At 61.5% G+C, this 12,603-nt stretch carries 14 protein-coding genes; all 14 read left to right on the forward strand.

Annotated elements, in window-relative coordinates; all coding sequences use genetic code 11:
• Positions 1-2 precede the first annotated feature (2 nt).
• The 14 genes from coaBC (at position 3) to I6E74_RS08275 (ending at position 12,603) form a co-directional block, all read left to right on the forward strand.
• A complete protein-coding gene (gene coaBC / locus I6E74_RS08210; protein WP_197124609.1) occupies positions 3-1,202 on the forward strand; it encodes a bifunctional phosphopantothenoylcysteine decarboxylase/phosphopantothenate--cysteine ligase CoaBC in 1,200 nt (399 codons plus the stop codon).
• A 29-nt stretch (positions 1,203-1,231) separates the two neighbouring features.
• Positions 1,232-2,428 carry a methionine adenosyltransferase gene (gene metK / locus I6E74_RS08215; protein ID WP_197124611.1) on the forward strand — a complete coding sequence of 399 codons (1,197 nt, stop codon included), beginning with the start codon at positions 1,232-1,234 and terminating at the stop codon, positions 2,426-2,428.
• Positions 2,429-2,430: 2 nt separating this feature from the next.
• Positions 2,431-4,407: a primosomal protein N' gene (locus I6E74_RS08220; protein WP_197124613.1), complete on the forward strand. Its 1,977-nt coding sequence runs from the start codon at positions 2,431-2,433 to the stop codon at positions 4,405-4,407.
• A 54-nt stretch (positions 4,408-4,461) separates the two neighbouring features.
• Positions 4,462-5,382, forward strand: coding sequence for a methionyl-tRNA formyltransferase (gene fmt, locus I6E74_RS08225; protein WP_197125251.1), 921 nt, complete (start codon positions 4,462-4,464; stop codon positions 5,380-5,382).
• A complete protein-coding gene (locus I6E74_RS08230; RefSeq protein WP_197124615.1) occupies positions 5,379-6,743 on the forward strand; it encodes an RsmB/NOP family class I SAM-dependent RNA methyltransferase in 1,365 nt (454 codons plus the stop codon). Before fmt ends, I6E74_RS08230 begins: the two co-directional genes overlap by 4 nt.
• Before the next feature lie 13 nt (positions 6,744-6,756).
• On the forward strand, positions 6,757-7,419 hold the full coding sequence (gene rpe, locus I6E74_RS08235) for a ribulose-phosphate 3-epimerase (RefSeq protein WP_197124617.1): 663 nt from the start codon (positions 6,757-6,759) through the stop codon (positions 7,417-7,419).
• 98 nt (positions 7,420-7,517) lie between these two features.
• Positions 7,518-7,892, forward strand: coding sequence for an FKBP-type peptidyl-prolyl cis-trans isomerase (locus I6E74_RS08240; protein ID WP_197105681.1), 375 nt, complete (start codon positions 7,518-7,520; stop codon positions 7,890-7,892).
• 60 nt (positions 7,893-7,952) lie between these two features.
• On the forward strand, positions 7,953-8,216 hold the full coding sequence (locus tag I6E74_RS08245; RefSeq protein WP_197124619.1) for a phosphoribosyl-ATP diphosphatase: 264 nt from the start codon (positions 7,953-7,955) through the stop codon (positions 8,214-8,216).
• A 43-nt stretch (positions 8,217-8,259) separates the two neighbouring features.
• A complete protein-coding gene (gene hisG, locus I6E74_RS08250) occupies positions 8,260-9,099 on the forward strand; it encodes an ATP phosphoribosyltransferase (RefSeq protein ID WP_197124621.1) in 840 nt (279 codons plus the stop codon).
• Between the two features lies 1 nt (position 9,100).
• The gene (gene hisF / locus I6E74_RS08255) at positions 9,101-9,853 is read left to right on the forward strand and encodes an imidazole glycerol phosphate synthase subunit HisF (protein WP_197124622.1); all 753 of its coding nucleotides are present in this window, start codon (positions 9,101-9,103) and stop codon (positions 9,851-9,853) included.
• Positions 9,850-10,227 carry a phosphoribosyl-AMP cyclohydrolase gene (gene hisI, locus I6E74_RS08260; protein ID WP_197124624.1) on the forward strand — a complete coding sequence of 126 codons (378 nt, stop codon included), beginning with the start codon at positions 9,850-9,852 and terminating at the stop codon, positions 10,225-10,227. Before hisF ends, hisI begins: the two co-directional genes overlap by 4 nt.
• Positions 10,220-11,746, forward strand: coding sequence for an anthranilate synthase component I (locus tag I6E74_RS08265; RefSeq protein WP_197124626.1), 1,527 nt, complete (start codon positions 10,220-10,222; stop codon positions 11,744-11,746). Before hisI ends, I6E74_RS08265 begins: the two co-directional genes overlap by 8 nt.
• Positions 11,743-12,312 carry a Trp biosynthesis-associated membrane protein gene (locus I6E74_RS08270; protein WP_197124628.1) on the forward strand — a complete coding sequence of 190 codons (570 nt, stop codon included), beginning with the start codon at positions 11,743-11,745 and terminating at the stop codon, positions 12,310-12,312. Before I6E74_RS08265 ends, I6E74_RS08270 begins: the two co-directional genes overlap by 4 nt.
• A 60-nt stretch (positions 12,313-12,372) precedes the next feature.
• Positions 12,373-12,603 carry a DUF6704 family protein gene (locus I6E74_RS08275; protein ID WP_197124630.1) on the forward strand — a complete coding sequence of 77 codons (231 nt, stop codon included), beginning with the start codon at positions 12,373-12,375 and terminating at the stop codon, positions 12,601-12,603.

Raw genomic sequence — 12,603 nt, forward strand, 5'->3', positions numbered from 1 at the left:
CGGTGGCCGCGCTCAACATTGTCGTCGGGATCTCCGGCGGAATAGCTGCCTATAAGGCGGTTTCCGTTGTGCGTGAGCTGGTGCTCGCGGGCCACGACGTCCATGTCGTGGCCACGAGCAACGCCCTCAAGTTCGTAGGGCTGCCTACTCTTGAAGCAATCAGCCGCAATCCCGTCCACACTGACCTCTACGAGGGCGTGGATGAGGTGCGGCACGTCTCTGTCGGCCAAGCCGCAGACGTCATCATCGTCGCTCCCGCTACTGCGAACACGATCGCTAAGATCGCTACCGGTCACGCGAGTGACTTCCTCGGCAACACCATCCTTGCCACTCGAGCGCCCGTGATTGTGGCGCCCGCGATGCACACCGAGATGTGGCAGAACCCGGCGACGGTCGCCAACATCGAGACGCTGCGTTCGCGTGGCATCCGCATCGTTGGGCCAGAATCCGGTCAGCTGACTGGTTCCGATAGCGGGCCCGGTCGGATGTCTGAGCCAAGCGACATCGTCGCCGCGGTTCTTGAGACGGTGGTCTCGTCGCGCGACCTCGTCGGTCGTTCGGTGCTGGTTACGGCCGGCGGCACTCGGGAACCCCTCGATCCGGTGCGCTTCATTGGCAATCGTTCAAGCGGCAAACAGGGCGTTGCTCTGGCTATGGCCGCAGCGGCGCGCGGCGCTGATGTCACCCTCATCGCCGCGAATCTTGAGGTTCCGCTTCCTGTCGGGGTTCGATGCGTTCAGGTGTCTACGACTCTGGAATTGCAGTCAGCGGTGCAGGCTGAAGCGAAGTCGGCCGACGCCATCATTATGGCGGCGGCGGTTGCCGACTACCGTCCAGCGGAGACTGCGCAATCCAAAATCAAGAAGCGCAGCGATTCGAGCACCCTCGAGTTGCGTCTTGAAGAAAACCCTGACATTTTGCGTGGTCTGGCGGCAGAGAGCCCCGAGAGCCAAATCGTCGTTGGCTTCGCTGCCGAGACCGAGGCGCACGACGCTGCGCTACTTGAGCTGGGCCGCGCAAAGATCGCGCGTAAGGGCTGTGATTTCTTGGTCATCAACCGCGTCGGGTGGACTGAAGGTTTCGCCTCAGACCGTAACACCGTGATCGTCATCGATAAGGTCGGCGATAGAGTGGGTGAGGCAAGCGGAAGCAAGTTGTCGGTGGCTCACCGCATTCTGGATCTTGTGTTCGCAGCCCGCTGATATCCATTCATCACTACCGGAGACGGCTTATGACTTCGCCCCTGCGCACCTTCACCTCGGAGTCTGTTACCGAGGGACACCCCGACAAGATCTGTGATCAGATCAGTGACAGCATTCTTGACGCTTTGCTCGAAGAAGACCCGAGTGCTCGGGTCGCTGTTGAGACTCTCGTGACAACGGGGCTCGTGCATGTCGCTGGTGAAGTGACGACAACCGGCTATGCCGACATCCCCGCCATCGTGCGCGATCGCATTTCTTCAATCGGTTACAACTCGTCTGATGTTGGCTTTGATGGTCGTTCGTGCGGCGTATCCGTGTCGATTGGTGCCCAGTCTCCCGACATCGCTCAGGGTGTTGATCGTGCGCTCGAAGCGCGTGAAGGCAATTCAACAGACTCGCTGGATGTCTTGGGTGCCGGCGACCAGGGTGTCATGTTCGGATACGCCACTAACGAGACTCCGCAGCTCATGCCTGCCCCTGTGTGGTTTGCTCACCGCATGGCCGAGCGTCTCGCGGCTGTGCGCAAGGAGGGCTTGGTCGACTATTTGCGTCCCGACGGAAAGACTCAGGTCACCGTGGGCTACGAGGGATCGGTGCCGCGCAGCATTGAGACCGTCGTGTTGTCGACGCAGCATTCGCCGTCTGTTTCAACCGCCCAGTTGCGTCGTGAGATCGAAGAACTCGTCGTGCGACCGATTGCAGAAAGCGCCGGCCTCGATCTGTCGAACCTGCAATCCATTGTGAACCCAAGCGGCCGTTTCGAAATTGGTGGCCCTCAGGGTGATGCCGGGGTCACCGGTCGCAAGGTCATTGTTGATACTTACGGTGGGGCATCCCGTCACGGTGGGGGAGCATTCAGCGGCAAAGACCCCTCGAAGGTTGACCGTTCGGCGACCTATGCCATGCGCTGGGTCGCGAAGAATGCGGTTGCCGCAGGTCTTGCTGATCGTCTCGAAGTGCAAATCGCCTACGCGATTGGCCGGGCAGCACCGGTCAGCCTGTACGTCGAAACCTTTGGTACCGGTCATGTTTCTGACGAGGCCATTCTGGGCGCGATCCATGAGGTATTCGATCTGCGCCCGGGCGCGATCATCCGCGATCTCGATCTCTTGCGCCCCATTTACGCGAAGACTGCAACCTACGGTCACTTCGGTCGTGAGCTTCCTGAGTTCACGTGGGAGCGTCTTGACCGCGTTGAGGCTCTTCGCGGGGCCGCCGGGCTGTAGAGATGAGTGAAGCATCCATCGCTCGGGTGCTCATTGATTCGCCGCTGCCTCAACTCGACAGACTCTTTGACTACGCGGTTCCCGAGAAGTTTCGTGCCGAGGCGCGCGCTGGCGTTCGCGTCAAGGTTCCGCTGCGCACGCTCGGCCGGCTTGTGGAGGGCTGGATTGTTGAACTCACCGATACTGTCGCCTACGCAGGCAAGCTCAGCGATCTCGAAGCGGTAATCTCTCCGTTCCCCGTGTTGTCTCCAGAGGTGTGGACTCTGGCGCGCACGGCGGCGGATCGAGCGGCCGGCAACGCAGCCGATGTGCTGCGGTTGGGCATCCCGAAACGTCACGCTCGGGCGGAGAAGTCACTTCCCGACCCCGCGACGGTTACCTACGATCCGCCCCCTGAAGCGCATGCAGTGTCGTACTTCGACGCGGGTGCCATCGGCACTCTTATCGCCGAGCACAAGCGGGCCGCGCTGGCCGCACCGACCGGCGTAGCAGAGGTCGCTCCTGGCGTGTGGGTTGGCCGTTGGGCTGTCACGATGGCCGAACTCGCCTCGCAGGCTCTTGCTCGCGGCACGACCGCGATTCTGGCGACCCCCGACTTTCGTGATCAGGAACAACTTGAGGCAGCCGTCGGTGCTCTGCTGCCCGCTGAACGCGTGTTGAGATTGGATGCTCGCCAGAGCGTTCAGAAACGCTACGGCAACTTTCTGCGCACCCACGAAGACACCCCGTTCGTCATCATCGGCAATCGCTCTGCAGTGTATGCGCCAGCGTCTAACCTCGGGTTGATCGTAGTGTGGGACGACGGCGACCCGCTCTACAGCGAAAATCTCACGCCGTATATCCACACTAGGGATGCCGCACTGCTCCGCCAAGAACAACAGCACTGTTCGCTGGTGTTCATGAGCCATTCGCGTAGCACTGAAGTGCAACGACTCGTTGAAGTGGGGTGGCTAGCGGCCATCAGCCCCGGCGGCATTCGACCGCCGAAGGTCATCCCCACTGCAAACCAGGAGAGCCAAGACCGCCTGGCGGCCCTTGCTCGTATTCCCTCATCAGCGTGGAAGGCGGCGCGCGCCGGGCTCGACGAAGGTCCCGTGCTCGTGCAGGTGGCGCGCCCCGGCTACGCGCCCCGCTTGGCGTGCGCCGAATGCTCGCAGACTGCCCGCTGCACCACGTGCGCCGGTCCGCTTGCGCAACGGTCGGCATCGGCGACTCCCAGCTGCGTCTGGTGTGGCGCGCTTGCCGTCAAGTGGCGCTGTCGTGAATGTGACGGCACCCGACTGCGCATGGTTGGATCGGGCACCGGCCGTACCGCCGACGAACTAGGACGCGCCTTCCCTGGCTATCGAGTGATCGTCGCCGATGGTGAGCATCAGATCCTCACGGTGGCCAACGAGCCATCGCTCATCATTGCGACTCGAGGTGCTGAGCCGATCGCAGAGGGCGGCTACCGCGCCGTCATCCTGCTTGACGGCGCCGGAATGTTGGCGCGAGAGAGTTTGCGTGTTGCCGAGGACTGTCTTCGAGCGTGGTCGAACGCGATTGCTCTCGGCGCGGATGGCGCCCCCTCGGTCGTTGTTGGGGTCGGCGGCTCACTCGCGACAGCACTTGTCACGTGGCGCCAAGAAGATTTCGCTCAAGCTGAACTCGCCGATCGCCGTGAGTTGCGGTTTCCGCCGGCAGTGCGAGTCGCAACTCTCACGGGAAAAATTCCGCTCGTTTCGGATGCGATTAGCCAGCTGCCGGTCGCTGCGCTCGATGTGCTCGGCCCCGTCGATCTGCCCGATGGGCTGGTTCGCACCATCATCCGTTTCGATTACAAAGACGGAGCAGCCGTCGCTGAGCAACTCAAAGCACTCGTGGTGGCGGCCACGACGGTCTCCCGCAGCAGCCGCAAACCGGGGGCTCCACGCTCCAGCCAGCCGACGCCCGGGCTTCGCGTTCATCTCGACGATCTGGAACCGTTTGTCGACCTGTAGCCCCAGCGTGCACCCGTTCGCGCTATTTCACGAGACAATTGGGGGATGACTTCGTTGCGACTTCTTTTTGCCGGTAGCCCCGAGGTTGCTGTTCCCAGTCTCGACGCGCTTGTGAACTCCGAGCACGAGGTGGCTGGCGTCCTCACCCGCACCGACTCACCGCAGGGTCGCCGACGCGTCATGACACCGACGCCAGTGGCCGCACGCGCTGAAGAAGCCGGAATCAGCGTGATTCGAGCCAATCGGCTCGACGCCGCTGCGGCATCCGCGATTACTGACCTCACTGTTGATCTGGGTGTGATCGTGGCCTACGGCGGGCTTGTTCCGGCTTCGGTTCTCACGATTCCGCGGCTCGGCTGGATCAACCTGCATTTCTCCCTCTTGCCGCACTGGCGCGGGGCTGCACCGGTGCAGCGCGCGATCATGGCCGGCGATGCCGTTTCAGGCGCAGCCGTCTTTCAACTCGTCGAACAGCTCGATGCTGGCGATGTTTTCGCGACGATGACTGAACCGATTGGCGCCCAGCAAACAGCAGGTTCGCTCCTGCAGCAGCTGTCCTTCTCGGGCGCTGATTTGCTCAGGGGCGTGGTCGATTCCATTGGCGCAGGCACTGCCACCGCGGTTCCGCAGACCGGCGACGTGACTCTCGCGCCCAAGTTGTCGCTCGAAGATGGGCGCATCGACTGGACAGAGCCCGCTCAGACAGTGCACAACCGCATTCGTGGCGTGACTCCCGAACCCGGTGCCTCGACGACAATCGACGGAGCACGGCTCAAGGTTCTTGAGGCCGCGATCGCTCGCGACGTCCCGACTCTCGCGCCGGGGCACTTCGATTTCGTCGGCAAGAAGGTTCTGGTCGGTACCGCAACCGAACCGCTCGAGCTTCTCCGGGTTCATCCCGAGGGACGTAAAGCAATGGATGCCGCAGCCTGGTGGCGCGGCCTTAACTCAGAATCAGAGGTGGTGGCTTCGTGAGCTACGCACAGTCAGCCCGTCGGGTCGCGCTCGACGTCATCATGGCGGTGCGCGAGTCGGATGCGTACGCGAACCTCCTGCTTCCCGTGCATCTTGAGCGCGCGAAACTGTCGAGCGCGGATGCCGGGCTTGCTACCGAACTGACCTACGGCACCTTGCGTATGCAGGGCTACTACGACGCGGTAATCGCTCAGGCGGCTGGCCGCGATGTCTCCAAGATTGACCCGCCTGTGCTCGACGTGTTGCGACTCGCCACGCATCAGTTGCTGTCGATGCGCGTTCCCTCGCACGCGGCAGTGGATGAGTCGGTGCGCCTCGCAAAGACGATTGGCTCGCGTTCCGCGGTTGGGTTTGTCAACGCGGTGCTGCGCGCGATCACTAAGCACGATGCTGATACCTGGCGCGAGCGAGTGATTGGTGCTGCTAGCTCGGGGGAGCAAGCTCTTGCGGTGACGTATTCGCATCCGTTGTGGGTGACCCGGGCCTTTCGGCAGGTGTTGGTTGCCGAGGGTCGCGAAGCTGAGCTCGAAGGGTTGCTCGCAGCAGACAACGTTCCCGCCCGGGTTTCGGTCGCGGCGCTTCCTGGTTTTTCGGAGATCGCCGACATCGATGTCACGCCGGCAGAATATTCACCGGTGGGCGGAACCTTGCGCGAAGGAGACCCGTCGAAGAACTCGGCAATTGCGGCAGGGCGGGCTCGAGTGCAAGACGAAGGATCGCAGATCGCGGCACTCGCGCTCAGCCGCGTTCGGCCCATACTGGCGGGGGAGTCGTGGCTCGATATGTGTGCCGGCCCCGGCGGTAAAGCCGCTCTGCTGGCCGCGGAAGCTCTGGAGGGTGGTGCCGTGCTCACCGCCAACGAACTGATTCCGGCCCGCGCCAAGCTCGTTCGCAACGCCCTCGCGGTCTTCGACGCTCCGCCCGAGGTCTGGGAGAAAGACGGCATCGATATCGGCGAGGAGCATCCCGAGCAGTTCGATCGTATCCTTCTCGATGCGCCATGCACCGGCCTTGGCGCGCTTCGCCGCCGCCCTGAAGCTCGCTGGCGTAAACAACCCGGCGATGTCGCTCAGCTGGGCGCGATTCAGACGGCGTTGCTGCAATCAGCGCTGAAGGCGCTGAAACCGGGTGGAGTGTTGGCATATGTCACCTGCTCGCCCCATGCCGCTGAGACCAAGGCGATTGTCGGTTCTGTGCTGCGCAAGGCCGAGGGCATCACCAAGATGGATACGCCATCCGTGGTTCAGAGTTTCTCGAAAGTAGAACTCGACCTGCCGGAGGCAACTCATGTCCAGCTCTGGCCGCACCGTCATGGCACAGATGCCATGTTCATCCAACTCCTCGCCAAAGCAGACTCCTAGATAGGCTCTCGGTATGTCAGTGCGTATTAGCCCCAGTATTCTCGCCGCCGATTTCGTCAACCTTGAGCGCGATATCGCGAAAATTTCGAATGCGGATTTCGTCCACGTTGACATCATGGACAACCATTTTGTGCCCAACCTCACGTTCGGTCTTCAAATGACGGAGCGAATTCAGCAGGTCTCAGCAATCCCGCTCGATGTGCATCTGATGATCACCGATCCCGACCGCTGGGCCCCCGAGTACGCTGACCTCGGCGCCTATGGCGTCACTTTCCACGCCGAAGCGGCGGCGGATGCGGTGGCTCTCGCCCGCACGCTGCGGGCGAAGGGTGCGCGAGCGGGCATCGCGGTCAAGCCGGGCACCGCTATCGAGCCCTACCTCGAGTTGCTCGAGGAATTCGACCAGGTTCTCGTGATGACGGTCGAACCGGGTTTTGGCGGCCAAAGCTTTATGGAAGAGACAATGCCGAAGCTGCGACAGCTGCGGGATCTGGTCGACAAGCGCGGTCTCGACGTGTGGCTCGAAGTTGATGGCGGTGTCGATGAGCGCACGATTGAGATTGCTGCCGCCGCGGGCGCTGACACTTTTGTCGCGGGTTCTTCGGTCTATCGCGGAGATGATCCTTCGTTGCGTGTCTCTGAGCTCCGTGAGCGCGCCAGCGCGCACCGCCACTAAACAGCCGCGCGCTCTCGTCCACACCGCCGAGAGCGAACATCTGCATACAGGGCATCCGCTAGCGCTGATTCTGTCTGCTCTTCTGGTTGACTGGTCGCATGACCGATTCAGGAAAAACTAAGCCAGAGGTCGAGTTCTACGCGGGCGATGCCCCCACCGAACTCGTCATTATTGACATTGAAGAGGGAACCGGCGCAGAAGCAACTGCTGGTTCTACCGTCGACGTGCACTACTTGGGCGTCGACTTTGAGACTCTCGAAGAGTTTGACTCTTCCTGGAGCCGGGGTGAGTCCATCAACTTCCCCCTCATGGCTCTCATTAGCGGGTGGCAAGAAGGAATCCCCGGCATGAAGGTGGGCGGCCGTCGCCAGCTCATCTGCCCGCCGCACCTTGCGTACGGGCCTGCTGGCGGAGGGCATCAGCTCTCCGGACGCACGTTGACGTTCGTCATCGACCTGCTCGGCACGAACTAGTCACCACGCGTTAGTCGTCATGCGGCAAGGGACCGCCCTCCGGGGCGGTACCCTTGACGTGTGAAAGACTTTGATGCACTTTTTGCTGAACTCAGCCGCAAAGCGGTAGAACGCCCCGCCGACTCTGGTTCGGTTGCCCTCTGGGATGCTGGCGTGCATGCGATCGGCAAGAAGGTCGTAGAAGAGGCTGCCGAAGTGTGGATGGCAGCCGAATACCAGTCTGACGAAGAAACCGCGGACGAAATCTCCCAACTGATTTATCACCTTCAGGTTCTGATGGTTGCCAAGGGGCTCAGCCCTGAGGACGTCTGGCGACATCTCTAACGCCTCGACGCCCCCTTTTCGCACCAATTGACTGAGAGCTGACATGTTAAGAGTTGCAGTGCCCAATAAGGGTTCACTGAGCGAGACCGCTTCCGAAATGCTCTACGAAGCGGGCTACGTTGGCCGTCGCGACCCGCGCGCACTCAATGTGCGCGATGAACGCAACGGCGTCGAATTTTTCTACCTTCGCCCACGCGATATCGCGACCTACGTGGGCTCTGGAGCCCTCGACGTAGGAATTACCGGCCGAGACCTCCTGTTGGATTCCGGATCCACCGCGACAGAGATCGCCAGCCTCAACTTTGGCGATTCCACCTTCCGCTTTGCGGGTGAGCCTGGTCGCTTCACTGAGCTTTCGGACCTCAACGGAGTTCGCGTTGCCACCAGCTATGCCGGCCTCGTGGGCGCCTTCCTGGAGCGTCACGGTGTGACAGCCGAGCTCGTCAGTCTTGATGGTGCTGTTGAGTCAGCGATCCGACTCGGAGTTGCGGATGCTGTGGCCGACGTCGTATCGACAGGTTCGACGCTGCGGGCACAGGGTCTCGAAATCTTCGGTCCCGTCATCCTCGATTCAACCGCTGTATTGATTAGCTCAGGCAACGAAGTTGACGGCAGCGCGACACTCCAGCGTCGCCTCCAGGGCGTGCTTGTCGCTCGCCAATATGTACTCATCGACTACGACGTTCCGGTTGCGCTCCTCGAGGCCGCAACGAAGGTAACGCCCGGTATCGAGAGTCCAACCGTTTCTCCGCTCCAAGACCCTGCGTGGGTTGCGGTGCGCTCAATGGTGCGTCGCGTCGATACTAATCAGGTCATGGACGAGCTTCACGCGGTTGGGGCGCGCGCGATCTTGGTCAGCGCGATTCACGCAGCGAGGATCTAAAGTGGCGGTCGCAGTTCGGGTCATTCCCTGCCTCGATGTCGCCGACGGTCGCGTCGTCAAAGGCGTCAACTTCAAAGACTTGCGAGACGCGGGCGATCCAGTTTCTCTCGCTCGGCTGTACTACGAGCAGGGCGCCGACGAAGTGACGTTTCTCGACGTGACAGCCACGGTCGAAGGTCGCGCGACGATGTACGAAGTCGTACGCTCCGCCGCCGAGCAAATCTTTATTCCCCTGACTGTCGGCGGCGGAGTGCGTGAGCCAGATGATGTCTCCAAACTCCTCGCCCACGGCGCAGACAAAGTCGGCGTCAATAGCGCTGCGCTTGCTCGCCCGCAGCTCATTGATGACATCGCTCACCGTTTTGGGGCACAGGTCCTCGTGCTGAGCCTCGACATCAAACGCCGCGGCGATGGCTGGATCGTCACTACTCACGGTGGTCGCACCGAGACAGACCGCGACGCGCTCGAGTGGGCTCGTGAAGCCATGGAGCGCGGAGCGGGCGAGTTGCTCGTCAATTCCATCGATGCGGATGGCACGAAAGAGGGCTTTGACCTCGAACTTGTGTCCGCGATCAGCGAGTTTGCGACCGTCCCGGTCATCGCCAGTGGTGGAGCGGGCAAAGTCGAACACTTCGCGCCGGCCATCGATGCCGGCGCTGATGCTGTGCTCGCAGCATCCGTTTTCCACAGTCGGCAGTTGACAGTAGGAGACGTTAAAGCTTCACTCAACAGTCATGGATTGGTTACACGATGAGCGACGAACTCACTCTGGAGACCGTCAGCGATGTGCTCGAACGCGCACAGTTCGCCGCCGATGGTTTGTTGCCGGCGATCATTCAGCAGTGGGACACCAAAGAGGTACTCATGCTTGGCTACATGAACGCTGAGGCGCTGACCCGAACGCTAACCGAGGGTCGCGTGACGTTTTATAGCCGTAGCCGCCAAGAGCTATGGCGCAAGGGCGACACGAGCGGACACCGCCAGTACGTGCGCACCGCTGCCCTCGACTGCGACCGCGACGCACTGTTAGTCGGCGTCGAGCAGGTCGGTCCGGCATGCCACACCGGCGCACACTCGTGCTTCGAAGTAGATCCGCTCCTGCCGCACCAAGGGTTCTCCGATGAATAGCACGACGAGTCGCGAAGAATTTGAGTCGCTGGTCGCCAGCGGTCATCGTGTTGTGCCCGTCATCCGTCAGCTTTTTGCCGACGGTGAAACCCCCGTCGGCGTCTATCGCAAGCTCGCCAAGGCAAACCCGGGAACGTTTTTGCTTGAGTCGGCAGGTCAGGGAGGCATCTGGTCGCGATTCTCGTTCGTGGGCGTCGCCAGCTTCGGTGTTCTTACCCAACACGATCACGGCGTCGAGTGGATCGATTATGGGATGCCGCGCGAGCGCATCCTCGGCGACGATTGCCCGACGGCTCCTCTCGAAGCACTCGCGCATCTCAACGAGCGTTGGAAGACGCCCCGAGTTGAGGGCCACCCACCGCTCACCGGTGGTCTTGTCGGCTTCATCGGGTGGGAAGCCGTTCGCGAGCTGGAGAACCTTCCCGATGCGCCGCCCGCTGACTTCGAGGTTCCGAGCCAGGCGCTGAGCTTCGTTTCCGATCTCGTTGTGCTCGACCACCGTTTCGGCACGGTCATGCTCATCTCGACTGCGCTGAATGACGGGCACCAAGACCCGGAGGAGATGTGGGCGGAAACCCAATCTCGACTCGACGTGCTCCAGTCTGGTCTTGCTCAACCCACGGATGCCTTTCTCGCTGATGTAGATATCGAGATCGATCCGGAGCCGACTTCGCGCTCCACGCCGGCAGAGTATGCCACGGCGATCGAGAAGTCGAAGGAGTTCATCCGCGATGGGGATGTCTTCCAAGTCGTGATCTCGCAGCGCTTCGACCACGAGGTTTCGGCGACGCCGCTCGACGTCTACCGCGTCTTGCGCACTCTCAACCCGTCGCCCTATATGTACTTACTGTCGCTTGTCGACATGGATGGCCGTCCGTATTCGATCGTCGGCGCGAGTCCTGAAGCACTCGTGAAGGTTTCCCAGAAGCGGGTGCACATGCATCCGATCGCGGGTTCGCGACCGCGTGGGGCTGACACCGAGCGCGACCTCGAACTTGCCGAAGAGCTACTGGCCGACACGAAAGAACGTGCCGAACATCTGATGCTTGTCGACCTCGCGCGCAATGACCTCTTGAAGGTCTGCACGCCGGGAACCGTCGCCGTCACCGAATTCATGCAGGTTGAGCGCTTTAGCCACATCATGCACCTCGTATCGTCCGTCGAAGGCGATCTGAGGCCTGAAGCCTCCGCCGTCGATGTATTTCGCGCTACATTTCCTGCTGGCACGCTCTCGGGCGCACCCAAGCCTCGCGCCCTCGAGATTATCGATGAACTCGAACCGGCTCAGCGCGGTGTGTACGGGGGAGTCGTTGGCTACTTCGACTTCGCCGGTGATGCTGATCTCGCGATCGCTATCCGCACAGTAACGATCGTGGATGGCGTTGCTCGCGTTCAAGCCGGAGCCGGCCTTGTCGCCGATTCAGATCCGGCCGCCGAGCACCAAGAGGCTCAGAACAAGGCTGCGGCGCCCCTTCGCGCTGTCGCGGTCGCTAACGCGATGACTCACCTCAGTTCATGAACTGGAAACGCTCACGTTCGATCGTGCTGAGCAGCCTGGTGCTGCTTGGCGCAGTGGTGATGCTCTCGTGGACGCAACGCTGGTTCACGATCACCCTCCAGAATGACGTGAGCGTTGAGGTTCTCGGCAGCGACGTTGCGGGAGCGCTGGCTGCGCTCGCGCTCTCAACGTTTGCTCTCGTCGCTGCCCTCGGTATCGCGTCGGTGTTCCTGCGCCGCGTTCTCGGCGTCATCGCCGCCATCGTCGGCGGGATTGTCGTTGCAGTCAGTCAGGCAACGTTGGCTGATCCGGCGCGAGCGGCATCCGAGTTGATTACCGAAGCGACCGGCATCAGCGGTATTGAGTCGATTCGGGCCTTAGTGGTTGGCGTCGACGGCAGTGTGTGGTCGGTTACGGCGCTCATCGCTGGAATCCTCATCATGGTTGTCGGTGTTGCGGCCGCTGTTTCGGCGAAGCACTGGCCTACCGCGACCAAGAAATATGATCGAACTACCGCTGTCGTTGCCGATGATCCGGCATCGCAGTGGGATGCTCAAAGTCGAGGAATAGACCCGACTAAGGGCTGATTGGCAACGCCGAGCGGGTTACTCCCGCTACAATTTAGGATCAGCAAAGAATGGAGCCTGATGAGTACTGATACTGACCCCGGCCACGGAAATTCCCCGGCGGCATGGACCGCCGTAGTGATCATGTTGGTCGCGTTCACGATCGGAACCTTCGCTTTTTGGTTCAACCTTGCGTGGCTCGTATTCGCATCGGCTGGGCTGGTCGTCGTTGGTCTCATTGTTGGCCAGGTGCTGAAGAAGCTTGGCTATGGCGTGGGTGGAGACAAGCTCACCCCCAAGCCTCACAGTTAG

Origin of the sequence: Salinibacterium sp. SWN139 (assembly GCF_015864625.1) — a bacterium.
Taxonomy (GTDB): Bacteria; Actinomycetota; Actinomycetes; order Actinomycetales; family Microbacteriaceae; genus Rhodoglobus.

Coding starts and splice junctions, on each gene's coding strand:
- I6E74_RS08220 (WP_197124613.1), top strand. CDS start 2,431: ATGAGTGAAGCATCCATCGCTCGGGTGCTCATTGATTCGCCGCTGCCT.
- I6E74_RS08270 (WP_197124628.1), top strand. CDS start 11,743: ATGAACTGGAAACGCTCACGTTCGATCGTGCTGAGCAGCCTGGTGCTG.
- I6E74_RS08265 (WP_197124626.1), top strand. CDS start 10,220: ATGAATAGCACGACGAGTCGCGAAGAATTTGAGTCGCTGGTCGCCAGC.
- rpe (WP_197124617.1), top strand. CDS start 6,757: ATGTCAGTGCGTATTAGCCCCAGTATTCTCGCCGCCGATTTCGTCAAC.
- I6E74_RS08275 (WP_197124630.1), top strand. CDS start 12,373: ATGAGTACTGATACTGACCCCGGCCACGGAAATTCCCCGGCGGCATGG.
- hisI (WP_197124624.1), top strand. CDS start 9,850: ATGAGCGACGAACTCACTCTGGAGACCGTCAGCGATGTGCTCGAACGC.
- hisG (WP_197124621.1), top strand. CDS start 8,260: ATGTTAAGAGTTGCAGTGCCCAATAAGGGTTCACTGAGCGAGACCGCT.
- metK (WP_197124611.1), top strand. CDS start 1,232: ATGACTTCGCCCCTGCGCACCTTCACCTCGGAGTCTGTTACCGAGGGA.
- I6E74_RS08240 (WP_197105681.1), top strand. CDS start 7,518: ATGACCGATTCAGGAAAAACTAAGCCAGAGGTCGAGTTCTACGCGGGC.